Source organism: Streptomyces sp. S4.7 (assembly GCF_010384365.1).
Classification (GTDB): domain Bacteria; phylum Actinomycetota; class Actinomycetes; order Streptomycetales; family Streptomycetaceae; genus Streptomyces.
In genome coordinates this window covers 361437-382046 of record NZ_CP048397.1, presented here as the reverse complement: position 1 = coordinate 382046, position 20610 = coordinate 361437, and the positions used below count along the sequence as shown (strand labels likewise).

Here is a 20610-nt window from a genome sequence, read left to right as displayed (position 1 = left end):
AGGGGAGCGGAGCGCCGGGACGGAACGGGCCGGGGCCGGGCGCTACCGAAGGTCAGCGACAGCGACAGAGGGTCGGGGATCCCACCCGGCCGCGGCGCAGCAGAAAGCTGAGGCCGCGGGGCGCGCACTCACCGCTGGGGCCGCTTCGACGCGGCTCCCCTGCACGGTGGTTCGAGTACGGGCCCATGGCAGGCACCGTACCTCAGGGACGGGCCGGGTGACAGGGGAGGCCGACGGGGCCGACGGGAGTCACCCTCACCGCCTGGCGCCGCGGGGAGCGACCCCGGCAGCCACGCGGCGGCTCCGCTCGCCGGTTTCCAGAGCCCGTGCCTCACTCCTCCCCCCGGCCGGCTACCCGTCGAGTCCCACCCGGGCCGCCGCCGCCGACCATGCCCGGCCGTCGCCCAGGGGCTCGTACCGGCGCAACCGCTGGGTCCGCGCCACCAGTCGGCGCATCTCGGCGCGGTCGCCCACGAGGCCCCGCGTCCGTGCCTGGACCAGGACGTTGCCCAGGGCGGTGGCCTCCGCCGGGCCCGCCACCACCGGCAGTCCCGTCGCGTCCGACGTCAGCCGGCAGAGCAGTTCGTTACGGCTGCCGCCGCCCACCAGGTGCACCACCCGGATGTCCGTGCCGGACAGTTCGGCCGCCGTGCGCAGCGCGGCGCGGTGCGCGAGGGCCAGGCTCTCCAGGATGCAACGGACCGTCGCCGCCCGGTCGGTGGGCGGTCGCTGGCCGGTGCGTTCGCAGTACACGGCGATCCGGCCCGGCATGTCGCCCGGTGCGAGGAACACCGGGTCGTCCGGGTCGATCAGCGCCGCGAACGGCCTTGACCGCGCCGCCTGTTCCATCAGCGGCCCCAGCTCGGCGGGCAGCCCGCGGTCCGCCCAGGTGCGCAGGCTCTCCGACAGCAGCCACAGCCCCATGACATTGCGCAGAAACCGGTAACTGCCGTCCAGACCCAGCTCGTTGGTGAAATTGGCCGCCCTGGACGCCTCCGTGATCACCGGCTCGGCCAGCTCCAGCCCGGCCAGCGACCACGTACCGCAGGAGAGATACGCGAAACAGGGCCCCGTCGCCGGCACGGCGGCCACCGCCGACGCCGTGTCGTGCGACGCCACGGCCGTGACGGGCGTCGACTCCGGCAGCCCGGTCTCGGCCGCCACGTACGGCAGCAGGGTGCCCGCCGCGTCACCCGGCCGCCGGATCGGCGGGAAGAGGCTCCGGTCGATCCCCAGCCGGCCCATCAGCCCGGTCGACCAGTCGCCCGCACGGGCGTCGAACAGACCCGTGGTGGACGCGTTCGTGGCCTCGGCGCCGACACTGCCGGTGAGCCAGTGCGTCAGCAGATCCGGCATCATCAACAGCGTCCTGGCGGCGATAAGTTGGGCGCTGCCGGAGGCCGCCGCGAGCTGGAAGACCGTGTTGAACGGCAGATGCTGCAACCCCGTGATCCGGTACAGCTCCGCCGCCGGGACCGTGTCCCGGAGGCGCTCCCCCACACCCTCGGTGCGGACGTCCCGGTAGTGGTACGGATTGCCGAGCAACTGCCCGTCCGCGTCGAGCAGCCCGTAGTCCACCGCCCAGCTGTCGATGCCGATCGACGCGACGTCGTAGGTACGCGCCGCGCGCCCGAGACCGTCGAGCACCCCCTGGTACAGGGCGAGTACGTCCCACCGCAGGCTTCCCGGCAGCCGGACCGGCCTGTTCGGAAAGCGGTGCACCTCGGTGAGATCCAGAGTCCCCTCTCCCTCGCGGCCCACCCGCGCCGCCATCACCCGGCCACTGGTGGCGCCCAGGTCGACGGCGACGAAAGCCGGGGACGCGGCGGATCCCGGGGAGGCGGAAGGCCCCGGGGACGCCGAGGTCCCGGTGTGCGGCACGGTGGTCACCCCTGCTCTCTCGGCTCCCCGCTCTCTGTCCACGTCAGCGCAGGAACGCCGCTGCGACACCCGCGTCCACCGGGATGTGCAGCCCGGTGGTGTGGGTGAGATCGCCGCCGGTCAGGGCGAACACCGCGTTCGCCACATGCTCCGGCAGCACCTCGCGCTTGAGCAGTGTCCGCCGGGCGTAGAACTCGCCCAGCTCCTCCTCCGCCACCCCGTACACCGCCGCCCGCTGTGCCCCCCAGCCCGCCGCGAAGATCCCCGACCCGCGTACCACCCCGTCCGGGTTGACGCCGTTGACCCGGATCCCGTGCTCGCCCAACTCGGCTGCCAGCAGCCGTACTTGATGGGCCTGATCCGCCTTCGTCGCCGAGTAGGCGATGTTGTTGGGTCCGGCGAACACCGCGTTCTTCGACGTGATGTAGACGATGTCGCCGCCCAGCCCCTGCCCGGTCATCACCCGCGCCGCCTCCCGGGAGACCAGGAACGAGCCGCGCGCCATGATGTCGTGCTGGAGGTCCCAGTCCCGCGCGGTCGTCTCCAGCAGCGGCTTCGAGATGGAGATCCCGGCGTTGTTGACGACCAGATCCACCCCGCCGAAGGCGAGCACCGCTTCACGGAAGGCGGCGGCGATCGCGTTCTCGTCGGTCACGTCGACGGTGACCGCCACCGCCCGGTCCGCGCCGCCCAGTTCAACGGCGACCTCCGCCGCGCCCGCCGCGTTCACGTCGGCGACGACCACACAGGCGCCCTCGGCCGCGAGCCGGTGCGCGACGGCCTTCCCGATGCCCGACCCCGCGCCCGTCACCAGCGCGACACGGGTGGCCAGCGGCTTCGGAGCGGGCATCCGCCGCAGCTTCGCCTCCTCCAGAGCCCAGTACTCGATGCGGAACTTCTCCGACTCGTCGATCGGCGCGTACGACGAGACCGCCTCGGCGCCCCGCATCACGTTGATCGCGTTGAGGTAGAACTCGCCGGCCACCCGCGCCGTCTGTTTGTCCTTGCCGTACGAGAACATGCCCACGCCCGGCACCAGCACGATCGCCGGGTCGGCGCCGCGCATCGCGGGTGAGTCGGCGTCGGCGTGCCGGTCGTAGTAGGCGGCGTAGCGCGCCCGGTACTCCTCGTGCAGCCGCGTGAACCGGGCCGTCACCTCGTCGAGCGGCGCGCAAGCGGGCAGATCGAGGACCAGCGGCCGCACCTTCGTACGGAGGAAGTGGTCCGGGCACGAGGTGCCGAGGGCCGCGAGCCGCGGGTGCTCGGCGCGGGCCAGGAAGTCCAGCACGGGCTCGCTGTCGGTGAAGTGCCCCACCTGTGGCCGGTCGGTGGAGGCCAGCCCCCGCAGCAGCGGCGCCAGCGCGGCGGCGCGCGCCCGCCGCTTAGCCTCGGGCAGCGGGCCGTACCCGTCCAGGGGCGGCCCGAACGGCTCCGGCTCGCCGCGCTCGGCGAGGAACCGCTCTGCCTCGCGGATGATGGTCAGCGAGTTCTCCTCGCACTCCCGCGACGTGTCGCCCCACGCGGTGATGCCGTGGCCGCCGAGCACACAGCCGATCGCGAGCGGGTTCGCCTCCTTCACCGCGGCGATGTCCAGGCCGAGCTGGAAGCCGGGCCGGCGCCACGGCACCCACACCACGCGGTCGCCGAAGCACTCCGCCGTCAGTGCCTCGCCGTCGGCGGCGCAGGCGAGCGCGATGCCGGAGTCGGGGTGCAGATGATCGACGTGTGCGGCGTCCACCAGACCGTGCATGGCGGTGTCGATGGAGGGGGCCGCGCCGCCCTTGCCGTGCAGGCAGTAGTCGAAGGCGGCCACCATCTCGTCCTCGCGCTCCACGCCCGGGTACACCTCGGCGAGCGCGCGCAGCCGGTCGATCCGGAGCACGGCCAGTCCCGGCGCGGTGAGCGTCCCCAGGTCCCCGCCCGATCCCTTCACCCACATCAGTTCGGTGTCGGCGCCACTCACCGGATCGGGGGCCGAGCCCTTGGCGGAGGTGTTGCCGCCCGCGTAGTTGGTGTTGCGCGGGTCGGCGCCCAGACGGTGCGAACGCGCGAGGAGTTCGGCGGCCGTAGGGTGCTGGGCGGCTTCGGGGGAGGGCGTCATCAAGAGGCTTCCTTCGATCCCTGATCGATGAATGAATCGATTCATTGAGAAGGTAGGCGGCGCCGCGGACGCGTGTCAAGGGAGGTCACGTCCTCGGGTGCGCCATCGCGATCAGCTCCTGGACGCGCAGCCCGCGTGCCGCGTCGAGGGGCCCCGCGACGCCCGAGCGGACCGCTGCGGCGAACTCCCGGCGCAGCACGGGCCAGCACTCCTCATGGTCCAACTCGGCGGTGTCGTAGGTGAGTTCACCGGTGGGTCCGTACAGCTCGACGCGCGTACGGGCCCGTTCGAGACCCACCGACCCGGAGAGTGAGGCCTGGCTGACCGCGCCGTTGGTGTGCTCACAGGTCAGCTCCGACCAGCGGCGCGGATCGCCCGAGCCGCGGACCGAGGCGATCGGGCCCACGGACATGTCCAGCAGATCGAGCAGATGGGGTCCGAGGTCGAGCAGCGCGCCCTGCTCCAGGCGCCAGGGCGTGGCGAGTTCGCCCGCGCGGAAGGCGCCGTGCAGGTAGCACGACCGCGCGCCGGTCACCTCGAACTCCGCTGCCCGGCGCAGGAATTCCCTGGTGGCCGGGTGGTACCGCTTGGTGAGGACGAGCTGGGTGACGACGCCGTGCTCGGCCACCGCGTCGGCCACCCGTCGCGCGGCGTCGAGATCGGGACCGAGGGGCTTCTCCAGCAGCATCGGGCGGCCGGCCCGTGCCGCGCGTACGGCCAACTCGGCCTGTACGGACGGGGGCACGGCGAAGGCCACGGCCTCGCAGCGGTCGAGCAGCTCCTCGAACGACGCGGCGACGGCGGCGCCGTACGGCTCGGCGGTCTCCCGCGCGGCCTCCGGCCGGCGCGCCCATACCGCGGCGAGCGCCGTCTCGGGCCCGGCCGCGAGCATGCGGGCGTGCATCGTCCGGGCCCAGGGGCCGGCACCCACCAGTCCGACCCGGACGGGGCCGGATTCGTTCGAGGGGTGCGGGTCGTACGGCACGGTCTGCTCCACAGCGGTCGGGGACGGTGGTCGAGGGGGGCGTACGGGGGGCAGGGGCGTGGCCTTCCCGCCCCGGTGCGGGGGTCGCGCCCGCTACCCGTTCGTCGCGGCCAGCCTGTCGTCCGCCCGGTCCGGTGCGTAGAGCTGTTCGACCACCATCGTCGCGGCGCCGGTGAGCGCGGCCTGGTCGCCGAGACCGGATGTCACGACGTTCAGATGCGCGGTCGTGCGCGGCATGGCGCGCTGGTACAGCAACTCCCGTACCCCCGTGAGGAACGGGGTGCCCGCGAGGTCCCCGGCCAGGACGAGCACTCCCGGATTGAGGAGCGTCACGACCGTCACCAGCACTTCCCCCACCCGGCGCCCGGCCTCCCGCGCCAGACGTACCGCGTCGGGCTGACCGTCGGCCAGACGTTCGCGTACGTCGGACCCCGAGGTGGTCGGGATGCCCGCCGACGTGAGCTGCCCGGCGATGGCGCGCCCGCTGGCGACGGCGGCCAGACATCCGTACGCGCCGCACATGCACAGGGCGTCGGCCCGGTCGTGCAGCCGGATGTGCCCGATGTCGCCGGCGCCGCCGTCGATGCCCCGGTACGGCTCCCCGTCCACGACGACCCCGGCGCCGATCCCCGTCGACACCTTGACCAGCACGAACGCCGAGCAGTCCGGGTAGTGGACGCGCTGTTCCGCGTACGCCATCAGATTGGCGTCGTTGTCGACGAGCACCGGCACCGGGGTCGTCGCGGCTTCCGGGACATGGCGCGTGTACGCCTGCTGCATGCGCTCCGGGATCGGGTACTGGTCCCAGCCGGGCATGATCGGCGGCTGGATGACCTGGCCGGTGGCCCAGTCGACCGGCCCGGGAACGGACAGGCCGATGCCGCACAGCCGGGCGGGTTCGGCACCGGCCGCTTCGAGGAGGCCGGGGAACCAGCCCGCCAGTGTGTCGAGGACCTTGTCGGGCCCGTCGGCGATGAGCAGCGGCTCCGAGCGCTCGGCCAGGATCCGTCCCGCGAGGTCGAGTACGGCGGCGCGGCTGTGCCGCGTCTCCAGGTCGACGGCGATGACCACGGCGTGCCCGGAGTCGAACTCCAGGCGTGCGGAGGGCCGTCCGCCGGTGGACGTGCCCGTCGCGTCACGCAGCCAGCCCGCCGCGAACAGCTGGTCGAGGCGGTTGCCGATGGTGGACCGGGAGAGTCCGGTCGCGTGCTGCAACTCGCCGCGGGTGGTGGCCTGTCCGTCACGGATCAGCCGCAGCAGATGCCCGGGGCTCGCCTGGTTGGCCGGCATGTTCTTGGGTGCTCCTCGTTCTGGCTCTGAGGCCCTGGCTCTTGCTCTAGCTCTTGTCGGCGCCGCTGGTCAGGCCCTCGGTCAGCAGACGTTCGGCGGCGAAGAACAGCAGTACCACGGGGACGGTGAGGACCACGGAACCGGCCATCAGAACGGTCTTGGACACCTCGATGCCGCCCGCGAGTTGCTGGAGCCCCAGCGAGACCGTCCAGTCGTCGGGCGACGCGGCCAGGAAGAGGAGGGCGAAGAGGAACTCGTTCCAGGCGATCATGAACACATACAGCCCGGTGGCCATCAGGGACGGCAGGGCGAGGGGCAGGATCACCTTGCGTACGGTCTGGAGCCGTGAGCAGCCGTCCAGGGCCGCCGCCTCCTCGATGCTGCGGGGGATGGTCGTGAAGTAGTTCCTCATCATGTAGATCGACACGGGCACGGTCTGTGCGATGTACACGATCGCCAGGCCCACCAGGTTCCCGGAGAGCCCGAGTTTGGCGAACATCACGAACAGCGGCACCGCCAGCAGTGTGGCGGGGAACAGATAGACGGCGAGGAACACCGCGCTGACGTGCCGGCTGCCGAAGAACCTGAGCCGGCTGATGGCGTACGCGCCGGGGACCGCCGCGGCGAGGGTGAGCAGTACCGTGCCCAGGGCGACGGCCGCCGAGTTGAGCAGCATGCGCAGGAATCCCTGGCCGCCCTCGGCGGTCGGCTCGAGCACGCTGCGGTAGGTGTCGACGGTGAAGTCCTTGGCGGCCACCCAGAGCGAACCGGGGTCCAGCAGCAGGGCGTCGATCGGCTTCACCGAGAGCAGGAGCATGTAGTAGAAGGGCACGATCGTGATCGCGGCCAGGAACGCGATGGTCACCCAGCGGGCGGCGCCGAAGAAGCGCTCCTCGAACTGTGTGCGGCTGAACTGAGTGCGTGTCATCACGACTCCTCCTGGACCTTCTTGGCGAAGAACGTGAAGTAGATGCCGAGCAGCACCATCAGCACGGCGGCCAGTACGAGCGCCTGGGCCGCCGCCGCGCCCACGTCGAAGCGTGCGGTGAGGAAGTCGTAGACGCGTACGGCGACGACGTCCGTGCCCGCGCCGCCGCCGGTCAACAGGTAGACGTCGTCGAACTTGTTGAAGGTCATGATGAAGCGCAGAACGCTCAACAGCGCGATCACGGGCATCAGTTGGGGCAGCAGGATATGGCGGAAGTTCTGCGACGGCGTCGCGCCGTCGACCCGCGCCGCCTCCTCCAGCCCGTCCGGCACGGCCTGCAGCCTGGCCAGCAGGAAGAGGAAGGCGAAGGGGAAGTAGCGCCATGTCTCGAAGGCGATGACGGTGAGCAGCGCCAGGGGTATCTCGAAGTGCAGCCCGAGCAGGCTCACCTCGTAGGAGCGCGTGGACAGGAAGGCGATGGGATCGTCCCAGCCCAGCAGCTTGCCGCCCCACTCGTTGACGATGCCGTACTGGGGGCTGAGCGCGACCTGCCAGACGAAGGCCACGGCGACGACGGGCGCGACGTACGGCAGGAGCATCGAGCCGCGCAGCAGTCCCCGGCCGCGGAACGGCCTGCGCAGGGCGAGCGCGGCGATCAGTCCGAGCACGATGGAGCCCGCGGTGGAACCGAGCGTGTAGAGGAGCGTGGTGGAGAGGCTTGACCAGAATCCGGCCGAGCCGAAGACCGCGGTGAAGTTGTCCAGGGTCCAGTTGCCGAACAGGCCCATGCCCTGGATGTCGACCAGCCTGGCGTGCTGGAACGCCAGCAGCACGGTCCACAGGATCGGGACGATCACCACGACCAGGACCACCAGGAAGGTGGGGGTGACGAAGGCGAGTCCCGCGCGGTTCTCGCGCTGCCCGGCGGTGCCGGGACGGCGCTCGGCCGGATGGCGTTTCCTGTCGTTGGGCGGGTGGTTCCCGGTGGGTGCGCGGCGCGTCGTCGCGCCTCTCGGTGCAGTGGTCATATGGATTCCTCGACGGGGCGCCGGGCGGCGGCTACTGGAGTGACTTCTGGAGGGCGGAGACTTCCTCGTTCGCCTCGCGGGCGGCCTGGCGGGAGGAGATCTGGCCGCCGGTCATCGCGCCGATCGCCTTGGGGACCGGGAGTTCTCCGTTGGTGGCGCCGACGAGGGCGCCCTGGCCCTCGGTGATGCCCCAGCGCTTCATGTTGTCGACGCCGTCGGCCAGTTGGCCGAGCAGGTCGTCGGAGTAGACCTCGTTCATGGGCTTGCGGGTGTCGACGCCGGCGGTGCTGGCACGCCAGGCGTCCTGGTACTTCGCCGGCTCCTCGGCCGTCCCCCGGCGGACGGGGATCTTGCCCTCGGGCGCCGTGCCGAACCAGTCCTCGTAACCCTTGTCCATCATGTACTCGATGAACTCGGTCGAGGCGGCTGTCTCCGCGGTCCTGGTCACCGCCCACGACGTCACTTCGCCGAACTGCGCGGGCGATCCGTCGGGGCCCGCGAGCGCGGTCACGATCCCGCTGTTGTCGGAGAGGAACGTGCCGTCCTGCCTGCACTCGGGGCAGCTCGGCAGCGCGTCCTTGCGCAGGCCCGCCAGCTCGTCCAGGATGAACGACGACCAGACGATCATGGACGAGCCGCCGGAGAAGTAGGTGGCGCGCGTCGAGTCGACGGACTGGGTGCCGGCCGGACCGTACTGCCGGCCGAGCTTGTCGTAGGTGTCGAACGCCCCCTCGCAGGCGGGGGAGTCGAGCGCCACGACACCGGCGTCGTCGACGAGGCGGCAGTCGTTGGCGAGCGCGATGTTCTCGAAGCTCTGCTGGGTGAAGACGTCGCCGGGGTCGGTGGCCACGGAGATGCCGTCGCGGCCCTCCTGGTCGAGGGTGTCGGCGGCCTTGAGCAGCTTGTGGTACGTGTCGGGCACCGCCAGCCCCGCCTCCGTGAGCCGGTCCTGGCGGTAGAGGAGCAGCTGGAGCCAGGCGTCGGAGGGGACGGCGAGCTGTTCGCCCCCGTCGGAGGTCAGGCGCAGGGCGTTGTCGGCGAAGGTGTCCTCACCGAGGCTGTTCACGATCTCGCTGCTGACCTCGGTGTTGAGCAGGCCGTTGCTGTACATCTGCCAGACCTGGCCCATCGGTACGGCTCCGATGACGTCCGGCAGTTCGCCCGCTGCCGCCGCCGACATGATCAGCTGTGGCAACTGGCCCTCGGAGACGCCGACGAGGTCCACCTGGACTCCCGTGTCCTTCTCGAACCGGTCGATGATCTTGTTGGTGGCCGCCATGCGCGGCGGAAGGTTCTCCTGCGACCACACCGTGATCCTGTTGTCCGCACGGGCCGGGCCGGTGTCGGCGGAGCAGCCCGCCAGTACACCGGCACCCAGCACCGCCGCCAGGCCGGCCGCGGTCGTCCTCGACCGCCGGATCCTTCTGCGCATGGCTCGCCCTCACCTACTCGGATCCCGAACTGCTCGGATCGTCGCGCCTTATGTTTTGGATAGCGGCATCTCAGCACTACTTCTGCGTATTGACAAGACATAAGTCTGAGATAGGTTCGACCTAAGTCCGAGGGCGGTGCCACGAAGCACCTCCCGGACCCTCACCACCGATCGACCTCTCGGAGTCCTCACGTGGAACGCGTCGTCCAGTTCACCGCCCCACGGCACGTCGAAGTGGCCGCGCACGCCAGTGCCCCGCTGCCGCCGGGCCATCTGCGGGTCCGTACCCGCTACTCGGGCATCTCGGCGGGCACCGAACTCACCGCCTACCGGGGCACCAACCCGTATCTGACCCGCACCTGGGACCCCGAGGCGCGGATCTTCCGCGACGGCGCCGCCGGCATCGAATACCCCGTCGCGGGCTGGGGCTACTCCGAGGTCGGCGAGGTCACCGAGGTCTCACCCGAACTCGAAGCCGAACGTGAGCGGGGGAGCGGCGGGCACGCGGCCGGACTGCCCCGCGTCGGCGACCTCGTCTGGGGCATCTGGGGCCATCGCAGCGAAGGCATCGTCCCCGTCGAGCGGATGACCGGCCACATCCTTCCCGAAGGGCTCGAACCGATCGCCGGAGCCTTCGCCCGGGTCGGCGCCATCGCCTACAACGCCGTTCTCGCCGCCGACATCCACGTCGGTGAGGACGTCGCCGTCTTCGGCCAGGGCGTCATCGGCCTCCTCACCACACGCCTCGCCCGGCTCAACGGCGCCGACGTCACCGCCGTCGACGCGCTCGACGGCCGCCTGGCCACCGCACGCGCCTACGGTGCGAACCGCACCCTCAACGCCCTCGACGACGCGGTCGCCGAGTCCATACGCGAGGCCACCGACGGCCGGGGCGCCGATGCCGCCATCGAGATCAGTGGCGCCTACCGCGCCCTCCACGAGGCCCTGCGGTCCGTCACCGTCTCCGGCCGCGTCGTCGCCTCCGGCTTCTACCAGGGCGACGGCGACGGACTGCGGCTCGGCGACGAGTTCCACCACAACCGCGTCCAGCTGATCAGTTCTCAGATCGGCGGTGTGCCACCGCAGTTGTCGGGCCGCTGGACGGTGGAACGACTCCAGCGGACCTTCCTCGCGCTCGTCGCCGACGGCCGGGTCGACGTGGCGTCACTCGTCAGCCATGTCGTCCCCGCGGCCGAGGCGGCCGACGCCTACGCCCTCCTCGACGAAAGCCCCGTCGACGCCCTCCAGATCGTCCTGGAATTCTGAAAGGCCCCCCACATGCTCAAGACCGCTTGCCAGGAGCAGTTGCTGCCGGGGGAGACCCTGCAACAGAAGTGGGACTTCGCGCGGGACGCCGGATTCGACGGGATCGAACTGCGCGCCAAGGGCGACCTCCACTTCGAGCGACGCCTCCCCGAACTCCGCGCCGCCCGGCGGGACGGCGTCGTCATGCCGACCGTCTGCGTCGACATGCTCCACTTCTTCGGAGCCTTCGACGCCGACCGGCGCCGCGACGCGATCGTGCAGCTCAAGTCCCAGCTCTCCGTGATCGCCGAACTCGGCGGACTCGGTGCCCAGACCCCGGCGTCGTACGGCATGTTCTCCCGCCGCCTCCCGCCGTTCGAACCGCCGCGCGGCGCCGAGGAGGAGCGCGCCGTACTGCTCGACGGACTCACCGAACTCGGCGAACACGCGCGCCGGGAAGGCGTGTACCTCTTCCTGGAGCCGCTCAACCGCTACGAGGACCACATGGTCAACCGGCTCGACCAGGCAGCCGAGTTGATCCGCACGGTCGGACTCGACTCCGTCCGAATCGGCATCGACAGCTACCACATGAACATCGAGGAGGCCGACCCGGCGGGCGCGATAGTCGCCGCCGCGCCCTACATCGGGCACGCGCAGGTCAGCGACTCCAACCGGTTCCAGCCCGGCGCCGGCCATCTGGACTGGCCCGCCTGGCTCGCCGCCCTGCACTCCATCGGGTACGAGGGCTACCTCGCCGTCGAATGCCGGCTGACCGGCGACCCCGTCGATGCCGTACGCTCCATCCCCACCCTGCTGCGAAGGTCGGGGGCATGACGGCCACCACCGCCGGCCCGTCCGCGCCCCCCGTGGAGGGCGCCCACGAGACCCGTACCGGCCGCCGGGCCCTGCGCGCCGCGGCGTCGCGCGTGCTCCTCGCCAACTGGACCGGCTCCTCCACCGTGCCCTCCCACACCCTCTACCCGCACCAGTGGAGCTGGGACTCCGCCTTCATCGCCATCGGCCTGGCCCGGCTCTCACCCCGCCGGGCACAGCGCGAACTCGAAACCCTTCTCGGCGCCCAGTGGGGCGACGGCCGAGTCCCGCACATCGTGTTCAACCCGGCCGTACCGCACGAGGCCTATTTCCCCAGCCCCGACTTCTGGCGCTCCAGCACCGCCGGAGCCGCGGTGGGCGCGCCCCCGGACATCGAGACCTCCGGGATCGTCCAGCCACCCGTGCACGCCCTCGCCGCGTGGCTCGTCCACGAGAGCGACCCCGAGACGTCCGGGCGCCGCCGCTTCCTGGAGCGGGTCCACCCACGGCTCACCGCCTGGCACGACTATCTGCACGCGAACCGCGACCTCGGTGGCCACGGGCTCGTGTCCGTACTGCACCCGTGGGAACCGGGTATGGACAACAGCCCCTGCTGGGACAGGCCGTTGGCGCGGGTCGACCCGGTGCCCGCCACCTCGTTCCGCCGGGCGGATCTCACGCACGGCGACGCCGCCGACCGGCCGACCGATCTCGACTACGGACGCTACGTACGCCTGGCGACCGGCTACCGCGACCGCGGCTACACCGACGCCGGCACCGACAGCGGCACCGGCGCACCGCACGAGTTCACCGTCGAGGACCCCGGCTTCAACGCCTTCCTCATCGTCTCCGAACACGCCCTGGCCGCCATCGCCCTGACACTCGGTCGGGACCCGCAGCCGCACCGGGAACGCGCCCGCGCACTGACCACCGCACTGGTGGCACGCCTCTGGCACCCCGAGGCCGGTCTGTTCCTCTGCCACGACCTGCGCACCGGTACGCCCATCGAGGAGAAGAGCGTCACCGGTCTGCTCCCGCTCCTGGTGCCCGACCTGCCCGGCGACATCGTTGAGGCCCTGCTGCGCACCGCGTCCGGCGACCACTTCGGGCTCGGCTCCACCACGGCCCTCGCCCCCAGCTACGACCTGCGCGGGCGCTCCTTCGACCCCTCCCGATACTGGCGCGGACCGGCCTGGTTCAACACCAACTGGGCCTTGGAACGCGGACTCCGGCAGCACGGTGCCTTCGCGCGCGCCGACGAACTGCGGCAGGCGATCCTCGCCTCGGCCGGCCGCTCCGGCTTCGCCGAGTACGTCGACCCGCGCACCGGACGGGCACGCGGCACGACCGATTTCAGCTGGACCGCGGCCGTCGTGCTCGACCTGCTCGCACGCACCGAGGACCCCGGCCAGGACGTGGACCGATGAGCCCCACACCCCAACTCCTCGTCCACTCCGGCACGTTCGCCGCACTCGACGACAGCGGCGACATCACCGGCACCCACGGCGGATCACCCGACGGACTCTTCGTCCGCGACGCGCGCCATCTCAGCCGCTGGCGGCTCACCGTCGACGGAGCCCGGCCCACCGCCCTCGTCCCCGGCGACCCCAACGGCGGCACCACGGCGGTGCTCACCGCGGGCAGCACCCGCGACGAACCCTCCCACTGGACACTGCTGCGCCGACAGGCCCTCTTCCAGGGCCGGTTGGTGGAGCGCGTACGGATCATCAGCAACATCGCCGAGCACACCACGCTCGCCGTCACCGTCGAGGCCGACGCCGACTTCGCCGACCAGTTCGAACTGCGCGGCGACCGGCGCACGTACGACAAGCCCGGCGCCCGCCGGGACATCCAAACCGTCCCAGGCGGCATCGAGTTCACCTACCGGCGCGGCGACTGGCGGTCCGCCACCACGGTCACCGCGACCCCCGCGCCGGCCACCGTCACGGACCACGGCACCGGCCGCGACCTCACCTGGCAGCTGCCACTGCCCGCCCACGGCAGCGCCGAACTCACCCTGACCGTCACGGCGCGCGCCCACGGCGCCGCCGAACCACCGCCCGCCCCGTCCAGCCCCGAGGAGGCCGAGGAGCGGGTACGGCGGGAGAGCGCACGGCTCCTCGCCGCGCCGACCGACAGCGCGCCGGCGCTCCCCACCGACGACACCACCCCCCTCGGCCGGGCCCTCGCCCGAGGTCTCGCCGACCTCGCCCTGCTGCACATCCCGGCCACCGGACCGGACGGCGAGGACCTGCGGATCCCCGGCGCCGGGGTCCCCTGGTTCCTCACCCTGTTCGGGCGCGACTCACTGCTCACCTCGTTCTTCACGCTGCCCCATCTGCCGCGCGTCGCCGAGTCGACGCTCCTGGCGCTCGCCGCAACCCAGGCCACCACCCACGACCCGGCGTCCGTGGCCCAGCCCGGAAAGATCGTGCACGAGATCCGGCACGGCGAGCTCTCCCGCTTCCGGCAGGTCCCGTACGGCCGTTACCACGGCTCCGTCGACAGCACCCCGCTCTTCGTCGCGCTCCTCGCCGCTCACGCCCGGCAGACCGGGGACCCCACCCTCGCCCGCCGCCTGCGGACCCACGCCCGCGCCGCCATCCGCTGGATGTTCGAACACGGCGGACTCGACCGGCACGGCTACCTCGTCTACGCCTCTGACCCCGGCGGCCTGCTCAACCAGAACTGGAAGGACTCCGCCGGAGCGGTCTGCTTCGCCGACGGCACGCAGGCGACGGGCACCATCGCCGTGGCGGAAGCCCAGGGCTACGCGTACGACGCCCTGCGCGGCGCGGCGATGCTCGCCCGCACGGCATGGGACGCCCCCCGCTGGGCGGACCAACTTGACGCAGCGGCGGAGCAGTTGCGGGTCCGCTTCCATGACGACTTCTGGATGCCCCACCGCGGCTTTCCCGCACTCGCCCTCGACGGGGCCGGGCGCCAGGTCGACGCGCTGGCCTCGGACGCCGGGCATCTGCTGTGGTCGGGCATCCTCGACGACGAGCGCGGCCGAACCGTCGGCCGTCGACTGCTGGAGCCCGACTTCTTCTCGGGCTGGGGCATCCGCACCCTCGCGGCGGGCCAGACGCCGTATCACCCGCTCTCCTACCACCGGGGCTCCATCTGGCCGCACGACAACGCCGTCATCACCCTCGGACTCGCCCGCCACGGACTGCACGAGGAAGCCGCGCGGGTCAGTGACGCTCTCCTCGACGCGGCGGCGGCGCACGGCCACCGGCTGCCCGAAGTCATCGCGGGCCACCCGAGACAGGACGGCCACGGACTCATCCCGTATCCGCACTCCTGCTCACCGCAGGCATGGGCGGCGACGACTCCACTGGCCCTGCTCACGGCCCTCCGGGCCGCCGCCACTTGAGGATGCCGCCGGGGCCTTACCCGTCGGCCAGCAACTCCGCGATCTCGTCGTGCAGGTGAAGCGGCAGCCGGGTGCCCCAGCGCGCCGCCGCCTCGGCGGCCAGGTCCCGGCTCCACCGCCAGCTCTCCATCGCCGCCGACCGGAGTTCACCGGGCCGCGCCCCGCCGGTGGTCGCGAGATGTCGCGCGCGGTCGGCCTCCGGGAGATCCGCCTCCAGCGCACGGCTCGGCGTGAGCCAGCGCGTGATGGATCCGCGCAGCAGCCGGCACAGTTTCAGCTGGAGCGGCGAGACGACCGCGTGCAGAAGGTTGTACGCGCGGGCGGTCTCCCCGCGCGCCCGTACATGGGCCAACATCAGTGTCCAGTTGGCGAGTTCGTCGCACAGCTCCTGAGCCGTCGCCACCGGCTCGGGCGGCCGGAACTCCGCGAGCCTGCGTGCGGCGGCGGTCAGCCGGCCCCCGCGGTCGAGCAGGACGGCGGAATCGGGATCGGGGAGATGAACCATCCCCTCCCACGACGGGATCAGATCGATGCCCGGCCCCGCCGGATCGATGTGGAACTCCCCGCGCATCAAGTCGTCGAAGACGACGGCGAGGATGCCGTACATATTGGTGTGGGCCAGCTTCAGCGGCGCGATCCGCTCGACGAACGCGCGCCCGTCGAAGCTGTCGGCGTCCGCGTCCCGCACGAACAGATACGCGTCGATGTCGGAGTGGGCGTCCGACTCGCCGAGGGTCCACGACCCGTACAACAGGACGCCTTCCAGGCGCGGTTCGGCCTCGGCCAGCTCACGCAGCCGCTCGACGCGGCGGTTCAGGACGGGGGAGGGCGATACGTACGACACGGGCTGGTCTCTCCTGGAGTGGGTGACGGCACACGAACGCGGCCCGGCGACGGCCGGGCGGCCGGATCCTGTTTCTCGGACCACGCTCGTGTGCTCAGGTCGTTCCCATGCCGGAGATCGTACGGGACGGCCCCCGTGCTACCGGGACAGCAGCGGCTCCAGCGGGTCCACCGGCCGGATGGAGTCGAAGGGCCCCGTCTCGACCACATAGCTGCAGTAGGTGTAGGAGTAGCCGGGATCGATCGACATCCCGTCCGTCGTGCTCGTCACGTCGTCGGCCGCGTCCCCCGAGTGCTTGAGCAGGAAGTGGTAGTCGCCCACCGGCAGTCGCAGCGTCTTCCTCGGATAACCCTTGCCGGAGTCCTTGCACGCCTTGTCGACGGCGTCGTGACTGGAGTAGTTCTCGCAGCCGCCGCACGCCTTGATCTTGACCGTGCCGGTCACGGGTCCCGTGTAGAGGATCTCCACGGCGTCCGAGGCGTCGTTGCTGATCACCACCTCCAGCCGGGGACCGCCGGGCGCGTTCTCGGGCGGCAGCCGCTTGCCGGCCGCCGCGCGCTCCGCGGCGATCTCGGCGGCGATGGCGATGTCCCGAGCACGGTCCCTGCGGTCGCTGTTCTTGTACGTGGACCGGAAGGACGTCAGCGTCTCCAGCGCGCGGTCGAAACTCTTGTCCTTGAACTGGTCCACACCGCAGGCGTAGGTCCCGGACTCCACGGCCGACGCCGCGCTCTTCCTGAGGGCCGCGGTGTCCGTCTCGAAGGACTTCACCAGGTCCGAGATGCTCTCCAACTCCGTGGTGGACGTGCACGGATCGGCTCCGCCCAGCTTCTTGCGGCGCTGCTCGATGGCGGCGCCGACAGCGGGCCCCACCGCCGCCGCCTGGGCCGACTCGGGGAACGTGGAGATGAGTTCGGCCAGTTCGCCGCCGTCCGTCCCCGACGCGCCCGCGGCCAGTCCCGTACGTCCGCACTCCAGGAGTGAGACGGCCAACGGCTCGTCAGGCCACCCGGCCAGCTTGCCGAGCAGATCGGCGTCGACCGAATCGGGCACGCCACGCAGGTACTTGAGCGGGCCGACGGCCTCGCAGTACTCCTTCTCGGCGTATGGGCGGGACACGGCGTCGTAGAACGTCTCCAGGCGCTCGGGGACCAGCTTTCCGGCCCTCGAATCGCCCTCGTTCTCGCCGAGTTCACGGTAGACACCGAGGGCGGAGACATATCCCGCGGTCTTGTCCTTCCGGTCACTGGAGCGCAGCGCCTCGACCTGCTTGTCGGCTTCGGCGAGCCTGTCGAGCAGCATCCGCTCGACGGCCTCGTCCTGCGCGGCTCCGTAGGCGACGGCGCCGCCCACCGGAATCGCGAGCAGCACGAGGGCGAGCGCGACGGCCAGAGCGGGCCGCAGGGCGGGGAGCACCAGCGGCGGCCGCGGGGCCGGACCACGGGCCCGCCGGGCGCCGTCGAGGGCGGCGCCGATCAGTACGAGGGCGTAGAGGGCGACGAGCAGGCCCGGTGCGCCGTCGGTGTCGGCGGGCAGGAGGAGGAGCAGGAACACCGCGGTCGCCGCGAGGTTGACGGCGAGACGGAGCCGGTCGCGGATCAGGACGTAACCGAGTCCGAGGCCGGTGAGGTTGAGAAGCGCTACGGCGGCGACATGCCCGGACGCGGCCGGAGGACCGGTGGGCAGCGGCGGTGGTGGGGGCGGGGGAGGAGGACCGAAGGCCGGCGGCTGGGCGGGCGGCGGCGGTGTCGCCGGCGGCTGCACGGGCGGTGCGCTGGGTGGTGCGGTCGGCGGCGGCGGTGTCAGCGGTCGCGCCGGGACGGTGGGCGGTATCGCGTCGGTGGGTCCGGCAGCGCTCGCACCCGTGTCCGCACCCGTGTCCGCACCCGTGTCCGCACCCGTGTCCGCACCCGTGTCCGAGCTCGGGTCCGGACCCGTCTCTTTCTCGTCACTGTCTCTCCCCGTCGGCATGTGCCCCCCTGATGTCCGGTTCCGCAGCGTTTCACTGCTACTCCATACAGTGAACGTCAAGGTCGGTGCGGTGCAAGGCGGTTGGGCGACAGCGGCCCCGTCCGACGGGGCCGGCGGGGCGTCCCGCCCCGGTGCGGAAATTCGGCCAGGAGATGGATTAACACGCTCCAACTCTGGCCAGAATGATGGCGTGACAGCGCGTCGGAGAACTACATAATAATACGTTGGGCGCCCCCACTGGATCATTCATTCCGCCCGCCGGGAATCGCCCGCCACCGCGTACCTTCACCACTCAGCATTACGTCCCAGGCCGCCGGGCCACCAATGAACGGCGCGAGGAGAGCTGCCGTGCATGATGAATTCCTGTGCCATGTCACCGCCTACGGAGTCAGTGGCGGTCAGCGTATAGGCGTACCCCTGGGAACGTATCGCGCACCCACTCTGTCACTTGCACTGTGGTGGTTACGGGACCGGGCGACCTGGATTGCCGAACGCCTCGATCCGAGCCCGGAAAGCGATAAATTCCCCGCCCGGGCGCTCGCCCCGCTGGCCGACAACGTCCCCGACGTCCCCCAGATGCTGCGGGCCTGGCGCGACAATCAAGACCATCAGGACCGTGTCGCGGAACATCTGGCGGCGGGTCATCTCATTCGCGTCGCCACCCGCGACGAAACCACGGAATACGAACTCCTCGCGGAATCCGTCGACGCGCTCCGCATGGACCGCGCCAGCCCCTCTCTGATCCACGAGTCGGAAATTCACGACCGTTACGAGGGTGCGGGCAACGGCGCTCACGCGCGCGGGCGCACTCCCGTCGCGGCGGCGCACGAGTACGAGGATGAGTACGGTTACGCGTACGCATATGTAAAGCCTTCGGAAGTCCCCGGGAAATGGCGTACCTGGGAAGACTCCTTCGCCGACACACTGCAACTGGGCAGACCGACCCGCTAATCACGGGACCGGCACATCGGAATAACCGCCTCCGCACCGCCGTTCACCGAATCACCCAAGCGCCGCGTGGCGCGCGCCGGGCACGGCCGCCACCGCGCGGACGTTGCTACGGTCGAAATCGCACGCGCCCGAGATGTCCGCACGCGCGGTCCGCCGGGCGGAGCGAGACCCAAGTAAGGAGACGGCAGATGCTGTTCGGCAAAGAGCACGTCAAGCGCTACCAGGAGACCGACGGCGAGGTCGGGCACGAGTGGGAGAACGGCACGACCACGCTGATCCTCACCACCACCGGGCGCAAGAGCGGCGAGCAGCGCAGCACCCCCCTCATCTACCGGACCCACGGGGACGACCTGCTGATCGTCGCCTCCAAGGGCGGCGACGACTCGCCTCCGCTCTGGTACCTCAACATCCAGGCGGACCCCGAGGTCCGGGTGCAGGTGAAGGGCGACCGCTTCACCGCCCGCGCGCGCACCGCGACCCCGGAGGAGAAGCCGGAGATGTGGCGGCGGATGGCCGAGGTGTGGCCCGCGTACGACGAGTACCAGACCAAGACGGACCGGGAGATCCCCGTGGTCGTCCTGGAACGCGTCTGACCGGTCCGACCGCGAGCGTCGGCCGGTGACAGTGGCCGGCCGGGGTCTTCGCTTCCGTGAAGCCGGGCTCCTCGCCGGCCGACACCCGACGTCCGACTACCCGACAGAACCCGGTACAACGAGCCCGCCGACGCCGACTCACCGGCGTCGGCGGGCTCGTGACGGTGTGTCAGTCGCGTGGTTTCAGTTCCAGCGCCTCGGCCAGCGTGCGCCACTCGGCGAGCGGCAGGTCCTTGGCCCGGTCGCCCGTCAGGACCTGGAGCGCCAGATGGTCGGCGCCGGCGTCCACGTACTCGGCGACGCGGGTGCGCACCGTCTCGGGGTCACCCAGTGCGAAGAGCGCGGCCAGCAGCCGGTCGCTGCCGCCGTCCGCGAAGTCGCCCTCGGTGAAGCCGAGCCGCAGCAGGTTGTTCGTGTAGTTGGGCAGTTGGAGATACATCGACAGCATCCCGCGCGCCACCGTACGGGCCCGTTCGATGTCGGTGTCCAGTACGACGGTCAGCTCCGGTGCGAGCAGCGCGTCCGGGCCGAGCGTCGCGCGCGCCTGCGCCGTGGGCTCCGCCGTGACGAGATAGGGGTGCGCGCCCGCCGCCCGGTCCGCCGACAGCTTCAGCATCTTCGGGCCGAGCGCGGCGAGGACGCGCCCCGACGCGGGCACCGGGTCGGACGCGGCGTCCAGGGCGTCGAGGTACTCGACCATGGACGAGTAGGGCCGCGCGTAGTTCGGCGTGAATCCGCCGTGGCTGACGCCCAGCCCGAGGACGAAGCGCCCCGCAGTGTCCCGCTGGATGCGTGCCGTCCGCTCGGCGACGGCCGGTGCCTCGTGCTCCCAGATGCTGAGAATGCCGGTCGCGACGGTGATGTGCCGGGTGGCATCGATGACCGGAACCACCTGGTCGAGCGACGGGCTGCCGCCCATCCAGACCGTTCCGTATCCCAGTGCGTCGAGTTCGGCGACCGCCGTCGAGACGGCCGCGGCGCCGTCGGGGTCGGAAGGGTGCAGGGCCGAACTCCAGATACCGATCCTGCCGAAACGTGTGCTGTTGTCAGAGGGCATACCGCACGCTAACCCAGGCCCGGGACGGCGCACCGCCGACCGAGCCCGGCCGTCGCGCCACCCGCCGGTGTCCTCGCGCACCGCCGGCGGAGCGTGGTTCGGCGGACCGGAC

At 71.4% G+C, this 20610-nt stretch carries 15 protein-coding genes and 1 pseudogene; 6 read left to right on the top strand and 10 right to left on the bottom strand.

Translation table 11 applies throughout. From position 1 onward, the window contains the following. Positions 1 to 351: 351 nt before the first annotated feature. The 7 genes from SSPS47_RS01525 to SSPS47_RS01495 all read right to left on the bottom strand — a co-directional run bounded on the left by SSPS47_RS01525 (position 352) and on the right by SSPS47_RS01495 (position 9645). Positions 352 to 1797, bottom strand: coding sequence for a rhamnulokinase family protein (locus tag SSPS47_RS01525; protein WP_275405187.1), 1446 nt, complete (start codon positions 1795 to 1797; stop codon positions 352 to 354). 127 nt (positions 1798 to 1924) lie between these two features. Continuing rightward, on the bottom strand, positions 1925 to 3982 hold the full coding sequence (locus SSPS47_RS01520) for a bifunctional aldolase/short-chain dehydrogenase (RefSeq protein ID WP_164247991.1): 2058 nt from the start codon (positions 3980 to 3982) through the stop codon (positions 1925 to 1927). A gap of 85 nt (positions 3983 to 4067) precedes the next feature. Next, positions 4068 to 4979 carry a Gfo/Idh/MocA family oxidoreductase gene (locus SSPS47_RS01515; RefSeq protein WP_164247988.1) on the bottom strand — a complete coding sequence of 304 codons (912 nt, stop codon included), beginning with the start codon at positions 4977 to 4979 and terminating at the stop codon, positions 4068 to 4070. An 81-nt stretch (positions 4980 to 5060) separates the two neighbouring features. Then, positions 5061 to 6257 (bottom strand): ROK family protein, encoded by a 1197-nt coding sequence (locus tag SSPS47_RS01510; RefSeq protein WP_164247985.1) that lies wholly within the window; start codon positions 6255 to 6257, stop codon positions 5061 to 5063. Positions 6258 to 6303: 46 nt separating this feature from the next. Then, positions 6304 to 7185: a carbohydrate ABC transporter permease gene (locus SSPS47_RS01505; protein WP_164247983.1), complete on the bottom strand. Its 882-nt coding sequence runs from the start codon at positions 7183 to 7185 to the stop codon at positions 6304 to 6306. Further along, on the bottom strand, positions 7185 to 8213 hold the full coding sequence (locus SSPS47_RS01500; protein WP_164247979.1) for a sugar ABC transporter permease: 1029 nt from the start codon (positions 8211 to 8213) through the stop codon (positions 7185 to 7187). Before SSPS47_RS01500 ends, SSPS47_RS01505 begins: the two co-directional genes overlap by 1 nt. Positions 8214 to 8244: 31 nt before the next feature. After that, on the bottom strand, positions 8245 to 9645 hold the full coding sequence (locus SSPS47_RS01495) for an extracellular solute-binding protein (RefSeq protein WP_164247976.1): 1401 nt from the start codon (positions 9643 to 9645) through the stop codon (positions 8245 to 8247). Between the two features lie 192 nt (positions 9646 to 9837). Here SSPS47_RS01495 and SSPS47_RS01490 point away from each other — a divergent pair, with 192 nt between their 5' ends. From SSPS47_RS01490 to SSPS47_RS01475, 4 genes are read left to right on the top strand one after another with little or no spacing between them, the layout of a single operon-like run. Continuing rightward, positions 9838 to 10911, top strand: coding sequence for a zinc-binding alcohol dehydrogenase (locus SSPS47_RS01490; RefSeq protein WP_164247972.1), 1074 nt, complete (start codon positions 9838 to 9840; stop codon positions 10909 to 10911). 12 nt (positions 10912 to 10923) lie between these two features. Then, the gene (locus SSPS47_RS01485) at positions 10924 to 11724 is read left to right on the top strand and encodes a sugar phosphate isomerase/epimerase family protein (RefSeq protein WP_164247969.1); all 801 of its coding nucleotides are present in this window, start codon (positions 10924 to 10926) and stop codon (positions 11722 to 11724) included. Further along, positions 11721 to 13130, top strand: coding sequence for a hypothetical protein (locus SSPS47_RS01480; RefSeq protein WP_239064725.1), 1410 nt, complete (start codon positions 11721 to 11723; stop codon positions 13128 to 13130). Before SSPS47_RS01485 ends, SSPS47_RS01480 begins: the two co-directional genes overlap by 4 nt. Further along, complete coding sequence (locus SSPS47_RS01475; protein WP_164247966.1) at positions 13127 to 15082, top strand: glycogen debranching N-terminal domain-containing protein; 1956 nt, start codon at positions 13127 to 13129, stop codon at positions 15080 to 15082. Before SSPS47_RS01480 ends, SSPS47_RS01475 begins: the two co-directional genes overlap by 4 nt. 16 nt (positions 15083 to 15098) lie before the next feature. Here the strand turns inward: SSPS47_RS01475 and SSPS47_RS01470 are convergent, their stop codons facing one another. Both SSPS47_RS01470 and SSPS47_RS01465 read right to left on the bottom strand, forming a co-directional pair. After that, positions 15099 to 15926: a nucleotidyltransferase domain-containing protein gene (locus tag SSPS47_RS01470; protein WP_164247963.1), complete on the bottom strand. Its 828-nt coding sequence runs from the start codon at positions 15924 to 15926 to the stop codon at positions 15099 to 15101. Between the two features lie 138 nt (positions 15927 to 16064). Beyond that, the gene (locus tag SSPS47_RS01465) at positions 16065 to 17897 is read right to left on the bottom strand and encodes a hypothetical protein (protein ID WP_239064724.1); all 1833 of its coding nucleotides are present in this window, start codon (positions 17895 to 17897) and stop codon (positions 16065 to 16067) included. Positions 17898 to 18245: 348 nt separating this feature from the next. On the opposite strand from SSPS47_RS01465, the pseudogene SSPS47_RS01455 reads away from it, so the two are divergent. Further along, a pseudogene (locus tag SSPS47_RS01455) lies at positions 18246 to 18641 on the top strand (hypothetical protein); the annotation flags it as partial. 395 nt (positions 18642 to 19036) lie between these two features. After that, complete coding sequence (locus SSPS47_RS35095; RefSeq protein WP_147876182.1) at positions 19037 to 19441, top strand: nitroreductase family deazaflavin-dependent oxidoreductase; 405 nt, start codon at positions 19037 to 19039, stop codon at positions 19439 to 19441. 169 nt (positions 19442 to 19610) lie between these two features. Here SSPS47_RS35095 and SSPS47_RS01445 read toward each other — a convergent pair whose 3' ends face one another. After that, complete coding sequence (locus SSPS47_RS01445) at positions 19611 to 20498, bottom strand: LLM class F420-dependent oxidoreductase (protein WP_164247960.1); 888 nt, start codon at positions 20496 to 20498, stop codon at positions 19611 to 19613. Between the last annotated feature and the right edge of the window lie 112 nt (positions 20499 to 20610).